Below are 23,448 nucleotides of genomic sequence, written 5' to 3' on the forward strand. Positions count from 1 at the left end.
CTTAAACATGTCGACAATCATGGCAGAAATACTTCAGAGCCCTTTATGGCGCTCGCCGGTAACATCGTCCGACCGCCTATTGCTTGAAATGCAACGCGCCATTGTCGAGGGCGAAATTGCGGCGGGCAGCAAAATCAGTGAGCCTGAGCTTGCGCGCAAATTTGATGTAAGCCGTGCGCCATTGCGTGAGGCCATGGCACGCTTAGAACGTTGTCACTTAATTGAGCGCATTCCAAATGCTGGCGCGCGTGTTGTAACACTATCGGCTGACGGTTTAAAAGCATTATATCAGATCCGTGAGGAACTGGAGGGATTAGCGTGTCGATTAGCCGCTGAGAACATGGATGAGCATGAAGTTAACCAGTTGCGGGAGTTGCTGGACCAACATTTAACCTCACAACGCGTGCGTGAAGGCGAGAGTTATTATCAAGAAGCCGGGGATTTAGATTTTCATTACCGAATCATTCTAGGTAGTAAAAATCCCTATCTGATTAATATGTTGTGCGACGAGCTGTATTTTTTGGTGCGCATGTACCGCGTGCAATTGGGAATGAATGGGCCGCGAGTGTCGCGTGCATTTGACGAACACAAAGCAATTATTAATGCCATCGCGAGCCGTGATGGTGAATTGGCGGATCTGTTGATGCGCCGTCACATTGCTGCGTCGCGCGGCAATATTGAATTAAAACTGCAACAATTGGGGAAGTAACATGACACAAATTCATAGTGCTGGCGCAAAGTTTCGCCAGGCCATTGCCGACAATAAGCCTTTGCAAATAGTGGGTACAATCAATGCCTACACCGCCATGATGGCTGATCGTGTAGGGCATCAAGCGCTATACTTGTCAGGTGCCGGCGTTGCCAATGCCTCGTTTGGCTTGCCTGATTTAGGCATGACATCTTTGAATGACGTGTGTGAAGACATTCGTCGCATTACCGCCGCTACCGATGTGCCTTTGCTGGTTGATGCCGATACGGGCTGGGGTGGGGCGTTTAACATTGCGCGCACAGTCAAAGAAATGACCCGTGCTGGCGCCGCAGGTTTCCATATTGAAGATCAGGTCGCGCAAAAGCGTTGCGGCCACCGTCCGAACAAAGAAATTGTTTCTCAAGTAGAAATGGTCGACCGTGTTAAGGCTGCAGTAGATGCTCGTATTGATGACCAATTTTTTATCATGGCGCGCACTGATGCATTTCAACAGGAAGGTCTGGAAGCTGCAATCGCGCGTGCTCAGGCTTGTGTTGACGCGGGTGCTGATGCCATTTTCGCAGAAGCTGTGCACACCCTGGAAGACTATAAAGCGTTTACCGATGCCTTGAATGTACCAGTGCTTGCTAACATTACTGAGTTTGGTGCTACACCATTATTTAGCAAAGATGAGCTTGCCGAAGTGGGCATCGAATTGGTGTTGTACCCGTTGAGCGCATTCCGTGCCATGAATAAAGCAGCACTCAATGTTTATGAAAGCATTCTAACGAAAGGGCATCAAAAAGATGTGGTCGATAGTATGCAAACGCGTGCGGAATTGTACGATTTTCTGAATTACCACGCATTTGAAGATAAGCTTGATCAATTGTTTAAAAAATAAGAGCGTTTTTCGTTATTCGTTCGCTACGCTGTTCGTGCGTGCTTCGCACTGTTCGAATAGCGCAGCGTACTATCAGCATCGCGGACGAAAAGCGAAGCGCACGAAACACGGGTTTTAATGACTAGGAGTTAATATGTCGGATAAGAAATTAACAGGCGCGGGTTTACGCGGACAAGTAGCTGGCGAAACAGCATTATGTACAGTAGGTAAAAGCGGTTCTGGCTTAACCTATTCAGGGTATGACATCAAAGAGTTAGCCGACAAAGTAAGCTTTGAAGAAGTTGCATATTTATTAGCGCAAGGCGAATTACCAACCAAAGATCAGTTAGCGCAGTTTAAAGCGCGCCTGAAGCAACAGCGTGGCTTACCACAAGAATTAAAAGATGTTTTAGAGCGCATTCCAGCTGACGCGCACCCAATGGATGTGATGCGTACCGGCTGTTCGTTCTTAGGTAACCTTGAGCCAGAAGAAGACTTTAGCCAAGCGGATGCAAAAATTGAGCGCATGCTCGCTGCATTCCCAAGCATCTTGTTGTACTGGTACCGCTTTACTCATGACGGTAAGCGTATTGAAACGCAAACTGATGATGATTCAATTGGCGCACACTTCTTGCATTTGTTGCATGATAAAGCACCGTCTAAGCTGCACACTGACGTGATGAATACATCACTGATTTTATATGCAGAGCACGAGTTCAATGCGTCAACGTTTACGGCGCGTGTTTGTGCGTCAACGCTGTCAGACATTTTCTCATGCGTAACTGGCGCGATTGGCTCGTTGCGTGGGCCATTGCATGGCGGCGCAAATGAAGCGGCGATGGAATTGATTGAAAACATGAAAGACGCCGACGATGCTGAGCAGACCTTAATGAGCATGCTTGAGCGTAAAGAAAAAATCATGGGCTTTGGTCATGCTGTGTATCGTGAATTCGACCCACGCAATGACATCATCAAAGCTTGGTCTGAAAAGCTCGGTCAAGAATTTGGCGACAGCCGTTTGTATGATGTATCTGTACGTTGTGAAGAAGTCATGTGGCGCGAGAAGAAATTATTCCCAAATGCGGATTTCTTCCATGCATCGGCGTATCACTACATGGGCATTCCGACCAAATTGTTTACCCCAATTTTCGTGATGTCACGTGTTAGCGGTTGGACAGCGCACGTTAAAGAGCAACGTGCAAATAACCGTATTATTCGCCCAAGCGCGGATTATACAGGCCCAGAACCGCGTCCTGTACCTGCTTTAGAAGACCGTTAAGCAGATGAAAAAGAGGCACTTCGGTGCCTCTTTGTTAATGAATAGAAGGGGACAGTTATGAATTCTGAATTTCGTAAACAGCTCCCGGGCACCACACTTGAGTATTTTGATACACGTGCCGCGGTAGAAGCCATTAAACCAGGTGCTTATGACGGCCTGCCATACACATCAAAAGTTCTAGCAGAGCAGCTTGTACGTCGTTGCAACCCTGAAGATTTAACTGCTAGCTTAACGCAAATTATTGAGCGTCGCAGTGACCTTGATTTCCCATGGTACCCAGCCCGTGTGGTATGCCATGACATTTTAGGCCAAACCGCTTTAGTTGACTTAGCCGGTTTACGTGACGCCATTGCGGACAAAGGTGGTGACCCTGCCAAAGTAAACCCAGTGGTACCAACTCAGTTAATCGTTGATCACTCGTTGGCGGTTGAACATGCTGGTTTTGATAAAGATGCATTCGAAAAGAACCGCGAAATTGAAGACCGTCGCAATGACGACCGTTTTCACTTTATCAACTGGACTAAAACAGCCTTTAAAAACGTAGATGTGATACCTCCAGGCAACGGCATTATGCACCAAATTAATTTGGAAAAAATGTCGCCGGTGGTGCAAATACGTGACAACGTGGCCTTTCCAGACACCTGTGTAGGTACCGATAGCCACACCCCAATGGTTGACGCCTTGGGCGTTATTTCTGTGGGTGTAGGCGGTTTAGAAGCCGAAAGCGTCATGCTTGGCCGTGCGTCATACATGCGCTTACCAGATATCATTGGCGTTGAACTAACTGGCAAACTGAAGCCAGGTATTACAAGTACCGATTTAGTGCTTGCGATTACCCATTTCTTGCGTAAAGAGCGCGTTGTTGGTGCCTACCTCGAGTTTTACGGTGCGGGCGCCGATGCCTTGTCAGTGGGTGATAGAGCAACTATCTCCAACATGACGCCGGAATATGGCGCAACGGCTGCGATGTTCTACATTGACCAGCAAACCATCGACTATTTGAAACTCACCGGTCGTGATGACAAGCAGGTTGAGCTGGTTGAGAAGTATGCGAAGCACACCGGATTATGGGCTGACAGCATGACTGGGGCCAAATACGAACGCGTGCTAACGTTTGATTTGTCAAAAGTTGAACGTAACCTGGCAGGCCCATCAAACCCGCATGCGTTATTACCCGCTTCAGAGCTTAGCTCGCGTGGTATTGCTGCCGATTATGATAAGCCGACGGACGGCACCATGCCTGACGGTGCGGTTATTATTGCTGCAATTACCAGCTGTACCAACACCAGTAACCCGCGCAATATGATTGCGGCAGGCTTGATTGCACGCAATGCAAACAAGTTAGGTTTGACGCGCAAGCCATGGGTGAAAACGTCGCTGGCGCCGGGTTCGAAAACGGTAAAAATGTATCTGGAAGATGCCGAGTTATTGCCTGAACTAGAAACCTTAGGATTTGGCGTGGTTGGCTTTGCCTGTACTACCTGTAACGGCATGAGCGGTGCATTAGACCCGAAAATTAAAGATGAAATTATCAAGCGCGATTTATACGCCACGGCAGTACTTTCGGGTAACCGAAACTTTGACGGCCGTATTCATCCGCACGCCAAACAAGCATTCTTAGCGTCACCACCGTTAGTTGTTGCTTACGCAATAGCAGGTTCGATTCGCTTTGATATTGAAAAAGATGTGCTTGGGTTGGACAAAAATGGCAACCCAGTGACGTTAAAAGATATCTGGCCGAGCGATGAAGAAATCGATGCAATTGTGAAAACAGCGGTGAAACCAGAGCAGTACCGTACGGTTTATGACCCAATGTTTGATTTGAGCGTAGATTACGGCGAGAAGAACAACCCGCTGTATGAATGGCGTCCGCAAAGCACTTATATTCGTCGACCACCGTATTGGGAAGGTTCGTTTGCATCAGCCAATAGTCTGAAGGGGTTGCGCCCGTTAGCCGTGCTTGGTGATAACATCACTACTGACCATTTGTCGCCGTCCAATGCCATTATGTTAGACAGCGCAGCGGGTGAATATTTGCACAAAATGGGCTTGCCGGAAGAAGACTTTAATTCTTACGCAACTCACCGTGGTGACCACTTGACCGCGCAGCGTGCCACGTTTGCCAACCCGAAATTGTTTAATGAAATGGTGCGTGATGAAAATGGCGAGGTGATTCAAGGTTCACTAGCGCGGGTTGAGCCCGAAGGCAAAACCATGCGCATGTGGGAAGCCATTGAAACCTACATGGAACGCAAACAGCCACTGATCATTGTTGCCGGTGCGGACTATGGTCAAGGTTCATCGCGCGACTGGGCAGCGAAAGGTGTTCGCCTTGCTGGTGTTGAATGTATTGTTGCGGAAGGTTTCGAGCGCATTCACCGTACCAACTTAATTGGTATGGGTGTGTTGCCGCTTGAGTTTGAAGCAGGCACAACACGTAAAACGTTGAACATTGACGGCAGCGAAACCTATGATGTTGAAGGCGATATCCAGCCGGGCGCGAAGATGACCTTGGTCATTAACCGTGCGGATGGCGAAACCGTCAAAGTGCCGGTGAAATGCCGTTTAGACACCGCTGAAGAAATGTCGATTTACTCTGCCGGTGGCGTCTTGCAGCGTTTTGCACAAGACTTTTTAGCCGGTGAGGTTAGCTAGTATGGCGTTTCCTCCGCAATTGAAAATCGCCGCCACCTATATGCGTGGCGGCACCTCTAAAGGTGTTTTTTTTAAACTGGATGATCTGCCGCAAGCAGCTCAAACCGCGGGCCCCGCGCGTGACAAATTATTGTTACGTGTTATCGGTAGTCCAGATCCGTACGGTAAGCATACGGATGGTATGGGCGGGGCGACATCAAGTACCAGTAAAACAGTGATTTTGTCGCGCAGTGAACGTGCAAATCACGATGTGGATTACTTATTTGGTCAGGTATCGATTGATAAACCGTTTATTGATTGGAGCGGCAACTGCGGCAACTTAACCGCTGCGGTAGGCTCGTTTGCTATAAGTAACGGTTTGGTTGACGCTGCTCGCATTCCTGAAAATGGTACTGCTGTGGTGCGTATTTGGCAGGCGAACATTCAAAAAACCATTATTGCGCATGTGCCTATTACTAACGGTGAAGTGCAAGAAACTGGTGATTTTGAGCTTGATGGCGTGACCTTTCCCGCGGCCGAAGTGCAAGTTGAATTTATGGACCCCGCGTCGGATGAAGACGGCGAGGGTGGTTCCATGTTTCCAACCGGAAATGTGGTTGACGAGTTTGAGGTGCCAGGCTTAGGTAAGCTGCAGGCAACCTTTATTGATGCCGGTATCCCAACCATTTTTGTGAATGCAGCTGACATTGGATATACCGGTACCGAACTGCAAGGCGCCATTAATGAAAACGCGGATGCGCTGTTGATGTTTGAAAAACTGCGCGCGCATGGCGCCGTAAAAATGGGTTTAATCGATTCCATTGACGAAGCTGCCGCACGTCAACACACGCCGAAAATTGCTTTTGTGGCACCGCCAGCTGACTATGTGTCTTCAAGCGGTAAAACCGTTAACGCATCAGATATCGACGTTTTGGTGCGTGCAATGTCGATGGGTAAGCTACACCATGCAATGATGGGCACAGCAGCCGTGGCTATTGCAACCGCAGCTGCAGTTCCTGGAACCCTGGTGAATTTAGCCGCCGGCGGTGGTGACCGTAATGCGGTTGTGTTTGGGCACCCGTCAGGTACCTTACGCGTTGGTGCAGAAGCAAAAAAATTAAATGGTGAATGGACAGTGACGAAAGCCATTATGAGCCGCAGTGCGCGGGTTCTCATGGAAGGCTGGGTGCGTGTACCACAAAGCTAAACGTTTAGGACCCTAATGCAAGAACGTGAATCTGTTCGGTTAAATAAGTTCATCAGTGAAAGCGGTATCTGCTCGCGGCGCGAAGCAGACCGCTTTATTGAGCAAGGTGTGGTGACCTTAAATGGGCGCACCGCAGTCGTTGGCGATAAAGTTGGCGCTGGCGACGAAGTTAAAGTGAATGGCCGTTTAATTGAAGCGCAGAACAAAGAAAAGTTTGTTTTTATTGCGCTGAACAAGCCAGTTGGCGTGGTGTGCACAACCGACTCTGCTGAGCGTAACAACATCACTAACTTTGTTCGTCACCGCGAGCGTATTTTCCCAATTGGGCGTTTGGATAAAGACTCACAAGGGTTGATCTTTCTTACCAGCAACGGCGACTTGGTGAATAAAATTCTTCGTGCGGGGAATCAGCATGAGAAGGAATACGTGGTCACTGTGCATCGGCCAATTACGCCGGACTTTATTTCAGGCATGGCAAGCGGTGTACCAATTTTGGGCACCCGAACCAAACGCTGCAAAGTAGAGCAACTGTCCACCTTTGTGTTTCGGTTAACCTTAGTTGAAGGTATGAATCGCCAAATTCGACGCATGTGCGAATACTTTGATTATGAGGTTCGCAAGCTTGAGCGCACCCGTATTATGAATATACGGCTTGGCAACTTGCAGGTCGGGCAATGGCGCAATCTAACCGAGAATGAATTATCGCAGCTCATGAAATCTATTGAAGGTTCCTCTGGTTTAGCGCCAGAGGGGCACCGTAGCCGTCGGCCAAAGCCCGGAACAGCAAAACCCGGAACAGAAAAGCCCGGCACAGCTAGGCCTGGTGTAGCGAAAACAGGTGCGAAGCGTCGTCCGCCGGTGAAGGCCAAAAAAGGCTGGCCGTATGACTAAACCGGTTTCAAAAAAATGCCCGTGTGGTGGCGGTAAATATGCGAAATGCTGTGAGCCATTTCACGCGGGAACGAAACATGCTCGAACCCCGGAAGAGCTTATGCGATCGCGTTATAGCGCCTATGCCCGAGGCCGCGAGCAGTACCTGCGTGACACGTGGCATGCCAGCAGTCTGCCGAGTGATTTTAATTTAGCCGATGATAATCCAACATGGCTGCAACTACAGATTTTGGCCACCGGCACCCATGGCAATCGCGGCTATGTTCATTTCAAAGCTTATTTTCAGATTGATGACGACATTGGCGTCATGGAAGAGCAATCACATTTCGTGCGTGAAAATGGGCGTTGGTATTACCTTGACGGCGAAGGTGTCGAATAAAGTCAGTTAATTTTTGATCAATGCGGAATCCCGACTAAAGTTAAAACAACTTAATTTTGAAGGGGTAACGCAATGACAGTCGTAAAAATTGGATCTATTGCCGTGCTAGTTTCCTTGCTTACGGGTTGCAGCAGTTGGATGGAAGAACACGAACGCGCAATGGACCGCGCCCGAGCGCACCAATGGAATGAGATGATGGACAAGCATCATAACGAACCGGGTGCGACTGGGCCGAAATGGCAAATCCCCAACGCCAAAAGTCAGAGTTACCTCACCTATTTAGAACAACTTACGCAGCAAAATATCGATGGCTTGATGCAGGCGAGTGATGGCTTGAATTGTCCACTCGACGACGTGACTTCAAGTTTTGTTATGCATCAAATGACACCAGAAGCGATTGCTCGTGTGCGCCAGAGTACGGCGGATTTAGTGCAAACTGAGCAGCGCGGTCAGTCGATTACTGTGCTTTCCGGCGATTGTGCGCAAGGTAAGTTAAATGGACCAGTTAGCGCGGTGTATACGGATAATTCGTACTCGCGCACCGAGTTTTTTTCTGGCGAAACCCAAATAACAGGTCGTATTGATGGCCACTTCAAAGACGGTGTGCTGCACGGTGAAGCCCGCGTTATCACCATTGATAGGTCAAACTTTAATGGGTCATGGCGTGAGCTACGTTACTTTAATATTGGCGTTTATGACAATGGCAAGCCAGTTGGTGATCATGTGAATGTTGCCGGCAATGACGACGGACGATCCGTGACAGTAACTCAGCATTTAGAGCAAAACCGTGCATTAATAAATAGTTGGATGAATGGCCGACCGAATACGCGTTATCATACCTTGAATGGCCAAATTGATGGCTGGATGGAATTCGCCAGTGCCGTGTTGAAGGACTCCTCGTCATGCTACCGCGCGGGCAAGCAGCTGCCGGTTACTGCATATTGCCATCAAATAGCTCCAAGTTTGGCGCAACTTAAGCGCGTAGAAGCACCAGCTGACTATGCGCGGGTAGAATCGCTCGGAGAAGTTGCCACAGCACCTGTTTCGAGAACGCCTGACGCTAACACAACCGCGGCCTCATCAGCATCCGCTGAGTCTGTCACTGGCGGAACATGGAACGTGCCAGCCGTCGGTTTTTATTCGTGGCTGAAGCCACCTTCAAACGCAACCTTGGCTAGTGCCAACGCGGCCTCTTATATGCCTAAGCTCACCACAATGCTTGCAGGGGATGTTGCTGCGCAATTGACCCCAGGCAGTCAACAAGAATGTCTACTCGATGCCGATACTAAGAGCTACATTTTGTTTCAATTGACCGCTGATGAACATGCCGCGCAACGTGCCGCACAGCGAAAACACAACTTTGATTACGATGATGGTGCCGCGGATATTATCGTTAGCCAGGGGCAATGCACAGACGGAACAATACAGGGCCGATTCGTGGCACATTATACGCATCCGCATCGGTTCAGTACGGGCGCCTACCAACAAATATCTGACATGTATGGTCGTGTTGAAGGGCAGTTCATTGATGGGCGTTTGCACGGTGAGTTAAAACGGATTTGGCTGCAACAAGCCAAGTCAGACTCCATGGCTGCCACCGATGTTGGCGCAAGTTTGGTGCAGTTTAACAACGGCCAGCGGGTGCAAGATGAGCTGCAGTTGTTAGCGATACCGAATTCTCGTTCCACGCGGGTTATCAAGACCAACTATCGTTCAGATGGACGTGAGAAATTAGAAATCTGGCTTAACGGTAAGCGCCAAATTTCGTCGGTGATGCGCAATGGGCTCAACGACGGCTTTATTAAATACCATGACCCAGCACTGAACAACTTGGAGCAATGCTATCGCGATGGTGTTGTGCAGCAAAGTAATAGTTATTGCCAACAGGTTGGCTTCTAGCTAGTGGTGTGTTTGCTCGCTTGGCTAGGTGCCGCAAAAGGTTTGCGTTACAGCTTGCTCTTTGGCAGCCGGTTGCATGAGGTCAGCAAACTCACTGCGTTCTAAATAAGGCTTACTAAGGGCTTTGTTCAATCGGTTAAACTCGATTAATGAGCCTTGCTCGCTTGCAGCCTCAATAACGTGCTGCACCAAGTGATTTCGAGGAATGTACGCCGGATTGACGGTATTCAGTTTGGTTTTCAACGCTGTAATATCGCGCTTACCAATCGCCGTCAGCCAATCTGCATGCCATGCCTGCCAATCTGTGCTGTTGTTAAATAGTTTCTGTAAACGGTCTTGGTTGGAATCACCGAGATAACGAAACCCAAGAGTAAAATCAATGTGTTGCTGCTGCATTAGTGTTAAGTAGCGGGTAACTAGCGGCTGTGCGGTTTCAACAGGTAATCCAATCTTGGCGCTCATATTTTGCCAGTAATACTGCTCATAAATGCCTTGGAACTTTTCAATTTCGGCGGTACCGATGGCGACAGCTTGATCAGGGTCGTCTGCTAACAACGGCAACAAAGTTTCGGCGAATCGTGCAATATTCCAAAGCCCAATAGCGGGCTGATTTTGGTACGCGTAGCGCCCGCGTTTGTCGATGAAGCTGAACTTGGTGGCTGGGTCATAAGCCTCCATAAACGCGCAGGGGCCGTAATCAATGGTTTCACCGCTTAGCGTCATATTGTCGGTATTCATTACGCCGTGAATAAAACCAATACTCATCCATTTTGCAATTAATTTCGCTTGGCTGTTCATGACCTGGCGCAGTAACATCAGATAGGGCTGTTCATCTGATACAGCATCGGGATAATGGCGTTGTAGCACATAATCAGCAAAGTTCTTTAGTAACTCAAAGTCTTTTAACGCTAACACGTATTGTGCGGTGCCAACGCGCAGATGACTGGCAGCTACACGGGTCAAAATAGCACCGGGTTCGGCTTGTTCACGTCGCACCAGCTCGCCTGTGGCGACTGCCGCCAATGCGCGGGTGGTTGGCACCCCAAGCGCATGCATGGCTTCACTGACTGTATATTCGCGTAACACCGGACCAATTGGCGAGCGGCCATCACCGCCGCGAGAAAATGGCGTGCGGCCGGAACCTTTTAGCTGAATGTCGAAGCGTTGTTGGTGTTTATCGACCACTTCGCTTAATAGAAGTGCACGGCCATCGCCCAATTGGGGGACAAAGTTCGCGAATTGATGGCCCGCATAGGCAAGCGCTGCCGGCTTTGCCCACTCGGGCACTTGGTTACCAGAAAACACCTGCAAGCCTTGCTCGGACAACCAGAGGTTTTCTGGTAGCTCCAGTTCCGCCGCCAAGGCTTCATTAAACGCTATCCATTGCGGTGCCTGTACTGCTGTTGGCTCGCAAGATGCACATAGCTGATCGGAGAGTTCTTGGTAACTGTGCTCTGGGCGAAACGGCATAAAAACAACCTTGGTGATTACGTGTTTGCCGTTAGTTTATCATGCGTAAGAGGAGGGGGGCAGTCCTTGGACTGCACCCCTCTTTTTGCTATGTTAAGTAGTTCAAATTAAACAGGAAGGAAAAAGCTGTGAAACCAAGTGAATTGCCTTTTTATGAAGTAATTCGGGTGCGCTTTAGCGATGTGGATAGCCAAGGGCATCTATACTTTGCTAATTACTTGGTTTACGCCGATGAAGCGTTGTGCCAGTTCATGGAAAAGCTCGGTTACAGTGCGATGAATCCGCAGTTAGCACCTTGCCTGATCTATATGGTCAACATTCAATGTGATTACCTTCAAGAATGCCAAGCAAATGAGCACATCCGATGTCATGTTGGGTACCAACGTTTAGGGTCGAGTAGTGCGGACGTGGTATTCGAATTAAAGAATGATGATGGAGAAATGCTCGCGAAAGGGCAGATGACACAAGTTTTCGTTGATAAAAAAACGCGTAAAGCAGCTGGTATTCCAACTGATTTACGCGCAGCAATTATTGCTAACCAGCCTGAGTTAGCCGACTAATCGTCGGCGTTGCTGGCTAGGGTTTTAATCATGTTGTGCCACAGCGTTAGTGAACGTGGCAAGCTAAACTTTGTCACGCGTTCATTTAAGCCATGTGACATTTCATCTTCAGGACGTAAGAAAATTCCAGTCATGGTGTAACTTGGAATGCCCGCTGCACGAAAATGCAGAGCGTCAGAGGCTCCAGGGGCCATCTTAGGTACAATCGGAATGCCTGGATAGTCAACGCGGATACTTTTCTCGATAGCTGCAAAAACCTCAGGTAAAAGTGGTGATGCATCGCTGGCTATGGGATCTCCAAGTATTTCCCAATCGAGATCACGATTGCTCATAACACGCTGTATTCGTGATAACGTTTCCTCTACTGAAATGCCGGGAAAAATGCGACAGTTGATAGTTGCCGTAGCCGATTGTGGCAGGGCGTTTTCGGCATGACCCGCTTTAAGCATAGTCGGCACGCAGGTAGTACCTGTATTGCCGATCATGGTTGGTTCGCTTCGCAATTTCGCCAATGCTCTTTTGTCATTTACGTTTTCAGCGAACGCTAACATTGCTGCGCCCAAGTCGCCCCCTTCAAATTTCGCCGCTTGTTTGAAATAAGACAAGGTTAGCTCGTTATAGCGAACCGGAAACTCATATTCATCAAGTTTGCGCAGAGCTGCGGCTAAATCATAAATCGCATTATCTTGACGCGGAACTGAGCTGTGACCACCAGGGTTGCGCGCAGTAACTGTAAAGGTCGCATAGGTTTTTTCGGCGCTGTTGACGATATATTGGGTGGCATTGCCAGCATCATCGAGTAAGCCGCCACCGCCGTCTATTACGAAGGCGTATTCGGCATCAATTTCGTCGTGATAGTCACGGGTCAGTAACATTGTGGTTGCCATATCCGTTTCTTCATCGCCAGTAAAGGCAATGACAAGATCACGATTAGGTACAAAACCCTCTGATTTTAAACGCATGAAGGTTGCTGTAATAACCGCAACATCAAACTTGTTATCGCTCGTACCACGGCCATAATAGAACGTTTCGTCTTCTATTAGGGTAAACGGGTCACGTTCCCAATCATCCGGATCAGCCGGCACCACGTCGAGGTGCGCCGAGAATAAAATTGGTTTTTTACCACTACTTCCGTCGCCACGGTAACGGATTAGCATGGCGGCAGTATCTTGATAGGGAATAATTTTTACGTCCTGGTCTGAAAACCCAACACTCAGTAAATTTTCTTTAATTAACGCCGCATAACGCGGTACTTCGCCAGTACCAGGAACGGTTTGTATCGGAATGCTTTGCTTCAGCAAATCGAAAGCTGCGCGGTGAAACGGCACTTCTTCTTGTTCCAGAGTCGCGACTTGTTCCGCTAACACCAACGGTGAAGCGAACATAAAAGGAATTAATAATTTCGCAAACTTCATAAGTAACCTCAATAAAAACAAGAAAGTGGATTGAGCGCATGACCACGCTCAATCCACCCTAGGTCTACTCTCAAATTAGCTTAATAACGCCAACCAAATCGAATGCCCATCTTGCGTGGCGTTGTGGTGTATTCGGGGTTATCGATGCCGAAGCTCCATGGAATATGCACCTGCGCACGTTCATCAGTAATGTTGTTGATAAAGAACTCCATATTCCAGCCATCTTCATGCTCGAAACCGGCACTGAAGTTCAACAAGGTATAGGCATCTTGCTCGGTACGCCAGTCGGTTTCCAGTAGGTTCCAGCTTGCCCCAGTATATGAAGCGGCAAGTTGCATGTAAGCTGGTAATCCGGCTACCTCCATGTGATAACGCGCGCTACCGGTCAACTTCCACTCTGGAACTAATGGCATTTTTGTGCCTTTAGGAGCACTAATAATGCCAGCTTCGCGATCGTCGATAGTTTGATAATAATCTTCCTGCAAGGTTGCGTCGTTATAGCTACCTGAGAAATTCAACATTAAATCAGGTGTTGCTGCAAAAGCAGTATCAAACTCAAAACCTAAGGTTTCAGACTGTCCCACATTGGTAATCAACGTTACTGGTGACACCTGGTAGTCTAGGAACGCATATTGGAAGTCATCCCAACGCATGAAGTATGCGGCACCATTGAAACGCAACCGGTTATCCATCCACGATGTTTTCCAACCAAATTCATGGTTGTAAACAAAGTCTTGCTTGTACGATGGTGCAACGGTTCCGGTTAGCGCTCGGTTAGTACCACCCGGACGGAAACCTTTCGAATAGGTGACATAAACTAAAGCGTCATCGGTGACCTCGTATGAGGCGTTCGCTTTCCACGTGCTGCCACTCTCATCGGTTTTTTTATCTAAGTTCGGATAGTCCAAACACGGCTGCGCAGCGCAATACGAAGAACCGTTGTTGCCATAGTAACCAAACAAGCTATTTTCCAATTCATAGAAACGTAAGCCCGCGTTAACGGTAAGCTTTTCGGTAATGTCGTAGGAGGCCTCACCGAAAACAGCCATGTCTTTGTCAGTGCGCAATTGGTCCGTTACCCATACCACTGGCTCACCAACTATCGGCGTATAATCTTCGGTGGTTGGATATTCCGGAACAACCCAGCGTAAATCAAAATCATGCTCTTGCTTCTGATAAAACACTCCGGCTATCCAGCGAAAGCGCTCGTCTTGCGGAGAAGAAAAACGAATTTCATGACTTTGCTTAGAGAACGTTTCGTCACTACTGATGTATTGATTTGGGTTCACACAGTTGTACATGTCATCGTAATATAAGCAGTAGTAGCCGTATTCCGCATATAAGTCTTCCATATATTCGGCATAGGCGCTGTAGTCGGTTTCGTTGTAGTAATCACGATCCATAACCGCACCGGCGTACACGACGTCGAGATCACCGATTTTACCGTTGACGGTAAGGCTGCCTTGGTACCATTCGTCATCGGTAAACTCGTCGTTAAAGCTGCCGGTCTTCAGATCACCTTGTTTGTCCGGATTATGCGACCAAACACCAGTTGAATCAGAGCTTTGAACGGTAATCCCTGGCGTAACGCTCCAGTTTTCATTCAAATCAACCTTTAATAAAGCACGTAAACCTTCCGTATTGACTTCATTGAAATCTTCTTCAACTAAATCGGCATTATTGATACGAATGCCAGAAGCACGGAAAAGACGCTCAGAATACACGTTATCGATGTAGCCAGGCTCTTTGTCATACCAAGCGACGACACGCAAAGCAGCAGCGTCATTAATCGGTACGTTCACGAAACCTTCAAAGGTATAACCCGCACCGCCGTCTTTGATGGTTTTGGCTTGTACGTCAAAGCCTGCATCGAAGTATGTATTGTCCGGCTGGTTCGTAATAATTCGCATGGTACCGGCTTGGCTGCTGGCGCCATACAACGTGCCTTGCGGGCCGGCCAACGTCTCAATACGGGCAACGTCATAAACATGAACATCTAGTACGTTGTTTATTGTGGTGATTGGCTGCTCATCAAGGTATACAGCTACACTTGGCTGTGAACCCGAATGAATACCGTCACCACCAGATGAAATACCGCGCATATATATTTGCGCAAGGCCCGGTGAGTACGACAAATAAGACACCGTAGGCAAGAAATTGATGTAGTCTTCAAAGCCTTGAATATTAAGGTTTTCCAGCGTCTCATTGGTTAACGCGTTGACGGATAAAGGCACCTTTTGCATGTTTGTTGCTTGCTTGGTAGCAGTCACCGTAATTTGCTCAATTTGACCGGAGCGTTCTTCAACTTGTTGTTCTGCTTGGTCTTGCGCGGTGTCAACTTCTTGCCCGTAGGCAGGTAGCAAGTGACTCGCAAGCACAAATGAGACAGCAACATGTAGCGGATGGCGTTTAAACCATCCGTTATTGTTCTGTTTCTTTTGGGTAGCCATAAGCATTCCTCTAGTTTTTATTTATGGATTGAATAACGGGCTAATACGTCATCGCCTAAAGCGTCGATGAGCGACCCTAAGTGGGGGAGATAATCGCGGTAATACGTCATGCCGCTGGTAAAAATCGGTTGCCTAACTTGTTCGCTACTGGCGGTTTTAACCGCACGCTTATTCTTATAAAAAGTCAGACACTGCTCCTCAAAAGGCAGGCCACAGTAATCAAGCAAGCGTCGAACTTCTGTTTCGGTGTCGTTCACCATGTTTTCGTACTGCACACGATAGACACGGTTAGGCAGCACCGCGTCATAGTGATCCATGAGTGCAACATAGTCGCGGTAATAGCGGCCAATGTCGGTAAGGCTGTAACTGAAACGCTGACCGCGGGCAAAGTATTGGCGGAAGCCTGATAAACAGCAGGCCAAAGGATGGCGCCGTGCATCGATAATTTTGGCGTTGGGTAACATCGCGTGAATGAGCCCTGTGTGCTCAAAATTGTTTGGCATCTTGTCGATAAAATAAGGTTTACCAGAACGGTAACGCTTGGTTTGCTCAATATATTCTTGGCCGAGTTGCTGTAATTCATCGGCGCTTAAATCGTGAAGTATCGCAGGGTAGCGAGAAGGATCGGCAGGACGTGCTTTGCCACTCAAACGGCGTGCCATATTAATGATGTTGGGTAATTCGTGGGTTCCTTCTACCTGACTATGGCTGGCTAATATTTGCTCAATCAAAGTTGAGCCAGCGCGCGGTAAGCCGACAATGAAAATAGGCGCGTCGTCATCGTGCCCCATACCTTGGCGTGAATTGAAAAAATCAGCCGTTAGGGTATTGATAGTTTCTTCTGTGCGCTGCTGATGCTCATCGGCACTGTACTGCACTAAGCGTCTGCGAACTTCGTTCCCTTCGGCGTAATGTTTGAACGCTTTATCAATATCGCCGCGGTCATCTAATGCTTTACCCAGTGCAAAGCTTAATTGCGCCGCATCATCAGGTTTCAGGCTTGGTTGCTTTAGCGCCTGCTCAAGCGTAGCTACTTCAGCGTCGGTTAATGGTTTTGTTTTGAGGTTGGCCAGTGACCAATAGGCTTCACCGAGCGTTGGTGCCAGCTGGATAGCGTGACGATAAGCTGAAATCGCTTCGTCAGTGCGTCCTACCGTTTTTAACGCGTGTCCGTAGCTTAAGTAAAGCTTTGGTTGTGAAGGCTTGTGAGCGACCAGTTGTTCGTAAATTCGAATAGCTTCCGCGTAGTGGTCTAGACGAACAAGCGTTGATGCTTTTAGCATTAAATAATTGGGCTTTTCGGCATCATGTTTTAAAAGGAAATTTATTTCTTTGATGGCTTTTTCGTATTGCGTTTGGCGGCTAAGCACGCTGGCGTAGTTATAACGCGCAAGGTGAAAGTCGGGGGCCAATTCAAGACAGCGCTCAAGTAAATTCTGTGCGTCGCCATACCTGCCCAAGCGGCTTCCAATATCAGCCAACAGACGAATAGCATTAACATCTGTCGGCTGATGAGTTAGCCATTGGCGACAAAGCTTCTCAGCAACCGCTATTTTACCGTCGTAAAAAGCCGCAAGCGCTTCTTTAACCGGATTCGGAATATGAGCCACACTTGGTTTCGAACCGGCAGTTGAGGGAGCAATAGACATAAATATCTCCTTGTTACTCAGCCGCTGATGACTGGTTGTCGTTTAGATATTTTTGATACCAACCAAGATTACGTTGCATACGGTCAGTCAAATAGCTCGGCACATTGATACCGTGGTTTTGTCCTGGGTAAATAATTAATCGGGTTGGCGTGCCAACAGACTTCAGGGCTTGGTACATTTGCATGGAGCCACCGCAAATTACGTTTAAGTCTTCTTCAGAGCACTGATACAGGGTTGGGGTTTTGATTTTATTGGCGTGCAAAAATGGATAGCTCGCGCGCAGGTAGTTATCTAAGTTTTCCCAAGGTGTACCCAACTCAATCTCAAAGTCGATGGCATATTGGTCCATGCCATAGTTGCCTAGGGTGTTGCCGGTGCCAGCGCCGCTTACTGCCGCTTTAAAAATGGTGGTTTGCGCTATCGTCCAATTCGTCAGAATACCGCCATAGCTCCAGCCGCCGAGGCCAAGCCGGTCTTTATCGATAATTCCTTGTTTACTTAAATGGTCGATACCCGCCAATAAATCATCGACGTCCACGCTGCCCCAATCCGAATAAATGTGCTTGGCGAAGTCAAAGCCTTTACCAGAAGAGCCTCGCGGGTTAATGCCTACGACTGCGAATCCATTGGCTGCATAAACCTGCCAGTCAATCATAAATTCATGACTGAATTGATAAACAGGACCGCCGTGAACGCGGAAAATAGTGGGTAGTGGTTTGTCGTGCTGGTAATCGGCAGGTAATACTAAAAACCCGTCAATGGTGTGGCCATCGCTGGTGTAGCTGAACGTAGTTGTGTTTGCGAACTGGCGCTGTTCAATCCACGCATTAAAATTAGTGAGTGGTTTGTTTTGCGTCACTGAGTAGAGTTCAAAAGGCTGATTATCAGTTCCGCGCTGCACCACAATTTCTTGGTTATTAGCGCTAATGGCATAGTCCATTAAGAAGTGCTTGCCGTGTGTCAGCTGAGAGACTTCACCCGAGGCAACGTCGACTTGGATTAGCGGGGTAACATGCTTATCTTCCATCAATGCGTAAACAGACATACCGTCTGCTGACCAACGCGGTAAATAAATATTGCGATCGAGATGGGCAAGGTTGCTCGTTTGGCCACTTTCTAAATCGGCCATGACCATTTGCCAAGGATGGTAATACATCCATTTCTGTTTACCACCTTGCAACCACACTAAGCGTTTGCTGTCAGGTGACCAAGCCGGCGGTGAAATCCAGTAGGGATCTCCGTCGGAGCCTTCAAAGGTGCTAATTTGATGTTCCTGTTTATCGCCATCAAGATCGCGAATAAATACGTCATAGTTAATTGAGCGGTGTTGCTCGAGATCACGACGAGAATAATAGGCAATGGCGTTGCCGTTCGGCGCCCACGACGGTAACCAATGGTCGTAATCACCTTCAGTAACTTGTTCCAGATTGGCATTAGCAAGGCTATAGACAAATAGGTGGGTGCGTTGCGTACTGAGGTAGCCAACCACATCTTCAAGGTATTTAAACCGATCAATAACGACGGGCGCTGGTGTGCCAGCATCATTGGGAGGCATCGCACCAATAGTTAAGGTTAGCAATAAGCGCTTGCTATCTGGCGACCATAAATAGCCCTCAATGCTCTGCTCGAGTTGGGTGAGTTGTTTAACGGACTGCTCTTTTAAGTTGTAGGCAAATACTTGGCTCAGGCCTTTCTCATCTTCTGCCAACCAGGTTAAGTAACGTTGGTCTGGACTAAATGCAGGCGCCCATTCGTTTTTGTCATTGGTTTGTGTGATGTTTTTTTGCTTTGTTCCATTGCTGGCTGCTAACCATACGTCTGTGGTGAAGCTGTCACTGGCTTTGTGTTCGGTTCCAACCGACCAAGCTACTAGGCTGCCATCTGCGTTTAAAGTTGGCGATGACACGTCAATGGCTGCATTGGTGTCGGCTACGGAAAAGGGGACTTTTTCTGCGTGCGCTGCAACAGGCAACGCCAAAGTTACTGATAGTGCTAAAGTGATTAATTTCATTCTAGGTGTTCCTCGTAGACTTCGCGGGCCTTGTGAATGTCCTGCAAAATAGCTTCGCGCTCCCATTCATGATTAAAGTCATCATTTTCGAGCACGTGCTGTTCCATGTTATTTAGCCAAGCAATGAAATATTCTGCTTCGGCGGTTGCGTTTAAGCTTTGGTCGGTAACATTAAGCCAAATAGGATTGGTTGTGGCGTAGGTTGCGGTGTCTTGCACTTCCTTATTGGGCGCCTTGCGATAGGCACGTAGTAAAACCCAACCGCTGGTTTTTGGCATGAAGGTATACGTGTGATTCGCGTTAAGGCCTTGTTCATCAAGTTCGAATTGATGCACCACTTCACCATTGTGAACGAGCTCTAAATGACTAACAGGCGCTAACGAGCGCAGCGCAATGTCGAGCTCTACGGTCTCGTTATCAGCTAGCTGCAATTCAGCTCCAGCAGGCTGACCATTTGCCAAAAGCCCCAATAATGGCCCGTTGGTGGCAAAGCCTTGCCCGTGTTTCACTGCACGCTTAATGGTGTCTGGTTGTTCGGGATTAATATTCGGTAGGTAGCTGCGGTTTAAGCCAATAGGGCCTCGCACAGAGGCATAATTACCCATAAAGTCAGTACCGCCCACACCGGTAACTTTAAAACCGAGGTTCAACAGGCGATACCAAATCGCGTTGGTGACAAAGTGATCAGCAAAGGATACAACTTCAAAGTAATCCGCTTTACCCAGTGCAACATCGAGCGGCAAGCCATGGGTGGTGGTCTCTTGTTCAGGATCAGGCAACCAATCAAATGGGTGCACATAACCTGTTAGGGCGCCTTGTTGCTTTGCTAAATCAAGAATCTGTGTATTGGCTGGGTACGGCGAGGCGAGACCTGTGTGCCAATATGTTGAAAAATCTGGTAACAAATAGTGCGAGTCTAAATGAACTAAGCCAAGGTGACCCCAATAGCTGGTGTGATATTCCTGAGCTTGATAAACCGTTACCCCGGCGCGACTATCAGGCTCAACTTTGAACTGCTTAATGTCAGGAATACGCTCTTCTTTATTGACGATAGTGTTGTAAACCAGGTCAAGATCTTCGGCACGAGCGCCATCAATAAGGGTATCGACAGTGTGCAGATACTGACCACCATAATTCATGTGCACATGAAAATCGGCGCTAGTGAACTCACCAAACCTTTCCGGGAGTGCATTTCGAGTTAACTGCACGGTAACTTTGTTATCTTCAACCTGATTAATATTTCGATTAACTGATTGGTATTCAAAGCCACGCATGGCAAACAACTCAAATGCGCCTTCTGGTATATCGACAGTACACTGTTGATGGCAATGAAAATAATGGGCTTCATGATCGCCATGCGCTTGGTCAACAAAGTCATCTGAACGGATCCATGCATCGGCAGGAGCGTAGTGTCGTCCATCGTTTCCCAGTAGGCTTACACGACCGCTTACTGGCTGCCCTTTGTCGTCTAATAATTGCACCGTGACGGTTTGCATGGGATTCTTATAAATGCGCTTGTTGGCTTGAATAACCTTCGTTTTTCCACCAACAAACTCATGCAAAATAAGCTGTGGCGAGCCACTTTCGTTTGAAATGTATACCAAAGACTTGTCGTCAGGGCTCCAGCGTGGTGCACGTAGATCAAATTCGCCAAAGGTAAGCGGCAAAGGGTACTCACCCTCACGGCTAGTTAACCAAAGCTGCTGAAATTGGCGGCCGCGGTAACTGCTGTAGAGCAGTCGTTTACCGTCGCTGGCAAGTTGCGGGCTGGCGGCCCAAGTTGTTTCTTCATCAACCAATAATTTTGCTTGATTTGGATGATCGACAGGAACTTCCCAAATCCCCCCAGATCCCCACGCTGTATCTTTATTGGTTAGCAGTAATAGCGCTTTACCGTCGGGCGTCCACGATGGATTAATGGCATGGTCGGCAGCAGAATAGTAGTATCTGTATTTGTCGCTGACATGGCCTGACACAATCGCGCGCTCATTACGGATGCCTTCGGAACTTACAGTAGCGACGTATACACCTAAGTGACCATTCTCATTGGTGCGTACATAAGCAATGTTGCTGCCATCAGGACTGAAGCGCGGCTCAAAGTAACTGTGTGAAGTATTTCCCAAAACCTTCAGGTTACCGTTTTCACGGTTTAAGAGCATAAGTTCAGTGCGATTGTCATGTTGGCGCACAAAGGTAACCAACTTACCATTGTGGTTAACGTCGGGTTGAAAGTCATAACCCGCACCGCGAGTAAGTTCAACAGCTGTATCTTGGTCAATCGCTTGCAACCACAGCGAGCCGGCCATACTGTATATCAATTTGGTACCGTCAGGTGTGAAACTGGCGCCGCTGGGACCGTTTGTGAGCTGCGGCGCATACATTTCGCGCCAATAATAGCTGTGTGGATGCTTTACTTGCTCCAACACAGGCACACGCACTGCCTCTTCTTGCGCCGCAATCGAAACTGGTGAGCATGCAACTGTTGCTAGCGTCATGGCTAGGGTACTGAGATAAAAGCTGCGTGGCGTGCTCATGAGTTCGCCTTAAGTAAATTAATAAAAGCTTCGCCATGTAATTGCGTGATGCAATAGTGGGGCTGCTCACTAAACCCGACGTGGGTGTAAAAATCTCGACCGGCTTGATTGTCATAGTCGACGGCTAAACGCAGGTGCTTTGCCTGCCATTGTTGTCCCGTGCGAGCTGCTGCTTGCAGCAGTTTTTTACCGAGCCCCGTGCCGCGCTGGCTGGCATCAACGTACAGGTCTTGAATGTAAACGCCGGCATGCCCCCGCCACGTTGAATATTCAGGGAAGAAAAACACTAAACCGACACCTTGGTCGGTGTCGGTATCAACCGCAATATGTGCATGAAAGCCCGGCACTTGCGTCAGTCCAATCTCTGCAAGGTTTTGCGCATTGCTTAGAATGTCTTCGCTTTGACCAAGCCCTTCAGCCAGTTGCACAATCATCTGCTGCAATTTCGGTGCATCGTCGGCGGTAGCGAGTCGAATAGTAATCATAATGATTTCACCTTGTTGGCACCTTTTAGTTTCAGCATTTCGCGGGCTTCATCCGGTGTTGCAACTTGGTGCCCCAAAGCCTCAATAATGCTGCGTATGGTCGCGACTTGTTCGGCGTTGGTTTTTGCAAATTCGCCATTTGGCAAGGTTAAGCTGTCTTCTAGCCCAACACGCACGTGCCCCCCTAAAACTATACCCATGGTGGCCAATTCCATTTGATGTTTGCCAGCAGCTAGAACAGAGAATCGATACTGATCACCGAGTAAGCGGTCAGCACTACTTTTCATTGCCATTAGATTTTCAGGCGTGGCACCAGCACCACCCATAACGCCCAATACAAATTGCACGTACAACGGCCCTGTTAGAAAGCCCTTACGGACGAAATAGGCGAGGGTTTCGATGTGGCTGAGGTCGTAACATTCAAACTCGAACTTGGCACCAAGGTCGTGTCCGAGATGACAGATGGTGTTTTCTATGTCGGCATAAGTATTGGCGAAAATTCTTTCTTTCGTGGCGTCGAGTAATTCAGGCTCCCACTCGTGCTTCCAGTTCGAATAACGACGTTTTAGCGTAAAAATTCCGAAATTCATGGAGCCCATATTTAATGAGCACATTTCTGGCTCCATGGCAGTGGCAGGGCGTAAGCGTTCTTCAAGGCTCATGAGCGAGCTGCCACCGGTGGAAATGTTTAGCACGGCATCACTGTTTGCTGCGATTTGCGGAATAAATCCACGGAAGTGTTCAACTTCAGCACTTGGTTTGCCATTTTCGGGCACTCGTGCATGCAAATGAATGATAGAAGCTCCCGCCTGCGCCGCGCCTATAGACTGCTCGGCGATTTGTTCACCGGTTATCGGCAAATACGGAGACATCGTCGGCGTGTAGATTGAACCGGTGATCGCACTGGTTATGATGACTTTTCTACTCACTCTGATTCCTCATTTAAAAAGTTGTTTATTTTTCTCTGGTCATGTGATTAATTAATAAAATGATACTCAAGTCAACCATAGTTTTGAG

Annotated in this window: 17 protein-coding genes; 9 read left to right on the forward strand and 8 right to left on the reverse strand. The window is 48.2% G+C overall.

Annotation, left to right across the window (positions count from 1 at the left end; all coding sequences use genetic code 11):
- The first annotated feature begins 19 nt into the window (after positions 1-19).
- The 8 genes from ACN0UY_RS01560 to ACN0UY_RS01595 all read left to right on the forward strand — a co-directional run bounded on the left by ACN0UY_RS01560 (position 20) and on the right by ACN0UY_RS01595 (position 9,857).
- Positions 20-709: a GntR family transcriptional regulator gene (locus ACN0UY_RS01560; RefSeq protein WP_417665065.1), complete on the forward strand. Its 690-nt coding sequence runs from the start codon at positions 20-22 to the stop codon at positions 707-709.
- A 1-nt stretch (position 710) separates the two neighbouring features.
- The gene (prpB, locus tag ACN0UY_RS01565) at positions 711-1,589 is read left to right on the forward strand and encodes a methylisocitrate lyase (RefSeq protein WP_417665066.1); all 879 of its coding nucleotides are present in this window, start codon (positions 711-713) and stop codon (positions 1,587-1,589) included.
- A gap of 133 nt (positions 1,590-1,722) precedes the next feature.
- A complete protein-coding gene (gene prpC / locus ACN0UY_RS01570; protein ID WP_417665067.1) occupies positions 1,723-2,847 on the forward strand; it encodes a bifunctional 2-methylcitrate synthase/citrate synthase in 1,125 nt (374 codons plus the stop codon).
- A gap of 57 nt (positions 2,848-2,904) precedes the next feature.
- On the forward strand, positions 2,905-5,502 hold the full coding sequence (acnD, locus tag ACN0UY_RS01575; protein WP_417665068.1) for a Fe/S-dependent 2-methylisocitrate dehydratase AcnD: 2,598 nt from the start codon (positions 2,905-2,907) through the stop codon (positions 5,500-5,502).
- A 1-nt stretch (position 5,503) separates the two neighbouring features.
- On the forward strand, positions 5,504-6,688 hold the full coding sequence (prpF, locus tag ACN0UY_RS01580) for a 2-methylaconitate cis-trans isomerase PrpF (protein WP_417665069.1): 1,185 nt from the start codon (positions 5,504-5,506) through the stop codon (positions 6,686-6,688).
- Between the two features lie 15 nt (positions 6,689-6,703).
- Positions 6,704-7,579, forward strand: a complete 876-nt coding sequence (rluF, locus tag ACN0UY_RS01585; RefSeq protein ID WP_417665070.1) for a 23S rRNA pseudouridine(2604) synthase RluF — start codon at positions 6,704-6,706, stop codon at positions 7,577-7,579.
- Positions 7,572-7,958, forward strand: coding sequence for a YchJ family protein (locus tag ACN0UY_RS01590; RefSeq protein WP_417665071.1), 387 nt, complete (start codon positions 7,572-7,574; stop codon positions 7,956-7,958). Before rluF ends, ACN0UY_RS01590 begins: the two co-directional genes overlap by 8 nt.
- A 72-nt stretch (positions 7,959-8,030) precedes the next feature.
- Positions 8,031-9,857 carry a hypothetical protein gene (locus ACN0UY_RS01595; protein ID WP_417665072.1) on the forward strand — a complete coding sequence of 609 codons (1,827 nt, stop codon included), beginning with the start codon at positions 8,031-8,033 and terminating at the stop codon, positions 9,855-9,857.
- Between the two features lie 24 nt (positions 9,858-9,881).
- Here ACN0UY_RS01595 and ACN0UY_RS01600 read toward each other — a convergent pair whose 3' ends face one another.
- Positions 9,882-11,327 (reverse strand): protein adenylyltransferase SelO, encoded by a 1,446-nt coding sequence (locus ACN0UY_RS01600; protein WP_417665073.1) that lies wholly within the window; start codon positions 11,325-11,327, stop codon positions 9,882-9,884.
- Positions 11,328-11,455: 128 nt separating this feature from the next.
- On the opposite strand from ACN0UY_RS01600, the gene ACN0UY_RS01605 reads away from it, so the two are divergent.
- The gene (locus ACN0UY_RS01605; protein ID WP_417665074.1) at positions 11,456-11,887 is read left to right on the forward strand and encodes an acyl-CoA thioesterase; all 432 of its coding nucleotides are present in this window, start codon (positions 11,456-11,458) and stop codon (positions 11,885-11,887) included.
- Here ACN0UY_RS01605 and ACN0UY_RS01610 read toward each other — a convergent pair.
- The 7 genes from ACN0UY_RS01610 to ACN0UY_RS01640 all read right to left on the reverse strand — a co-directional run bounded on the left by ACN0UY_RS01610 (position 11,884) and on the right by ACN0UY_RS01640 (position 23,360).
- Complete coding sequence (locus ACN0UY_RS01610; RefSeq protein ID WP_417665075.1) at positions 11,884-13,302, reverse strand: M20/M25/M40 family metallo-hydrolase; 1,419 nt, start codon at positions 13,300-13,302, stop codon at positions 11,884-11,886. The genes ACN0UY_RS01605 and ACN0UY_RS01610 overlap by 4 nt on opposite strands.
- Positions 13,303-13,382: 80 nt before the next feature.
- On the reverse strand, positions 13,383-15,752 hold the full coding sequence (locus tag ACN0UY_RS01615) for a TonB-dependent receptor (RefSeq protein ID WP_417665076.1): 2,370 nt from the start codon (positions 15,750-15,752) through the stop codon (positions 13,383-13,385).
- Positions 15,753-15,769: 17 nt separating this feature from the next.
- The gene (locus tag ACN0UY_RS01620) at positions 15,770-17,401 is read right to left on the reverse strand and encodes a tetratricopeptide repeat-containing sulfotransferase family protein (RefSeq protein ID WP_417665077.1); all 1,632 of its coding nucleotides are present in this window, start codon (positions 17,399-17,401) and stop codon (positions 15,770-15,772) included.
- 13 nt (positions 17,402-17,414) lie between these two features.
- Positions 17,415-19,412 (reverse strand): S9 family peptidase, encoded by a 1,998-nt coding sequence (locus ACN0UY_RS01625; protein WP_417665078.1) that lies wholly within the window; start codon positions 19,410-19,412, stop codon positions 17,415-17,417.
- Positions 19,409-21,946, reverse strand: coding sequence for a CehA/McbA family metallohydrolase (locus tag ACN0UY_RS01630; RefSeq protein ID WP_417665079.1), 2,538 nt, complete (start codon positions 21,944-21,946; stop codon positions 19,409-19,411). Before ACN0UY_RS01630 ends, ACN0UY_RS01625 begins: the two co-directional genes overlap by 4 nt.
- Entirely contained in the window at positions 21,943-22,431 is a 489-nt protein-coding gene (locus ACN0UY_RS01635; RefSeq protein WP_417665080.1) for a GNAT family N-acetyltransferase, read from the reverse strand. The genes ACN0UY_RS01630 and ACN0UY_RS01635 overlap by 4 nt, the downstream gene beginning before the upstream one ends.
- A complete protein-coding gene (locus ACN0UY_RS01640) occupies positions 22,428-23,360 on the reverse strand; it encodes a 3-keto-5-aminohexanoate cleavage protein (protein WP_417665081.1) in 933 nt (310 codons plus the stop codon). The genes ACN0UY_RS01635 and ACN0UY_RS01640 overlap by 4 nt, the downstream gene beginning before the upstream one ends.
- Positions 23,361-23,448 lie beyond the last annotated feature (88 nt).

The sequence above is a fragment of the Pseudidiomarina sp. genome, from assembly GCF_048268165.1.
Classification (GTDB): Bacteria; Pseudomonadota; Gammaproteobacteria; order Enterobacterales; family Alteromonadaceae; genus Pseudidiomarina.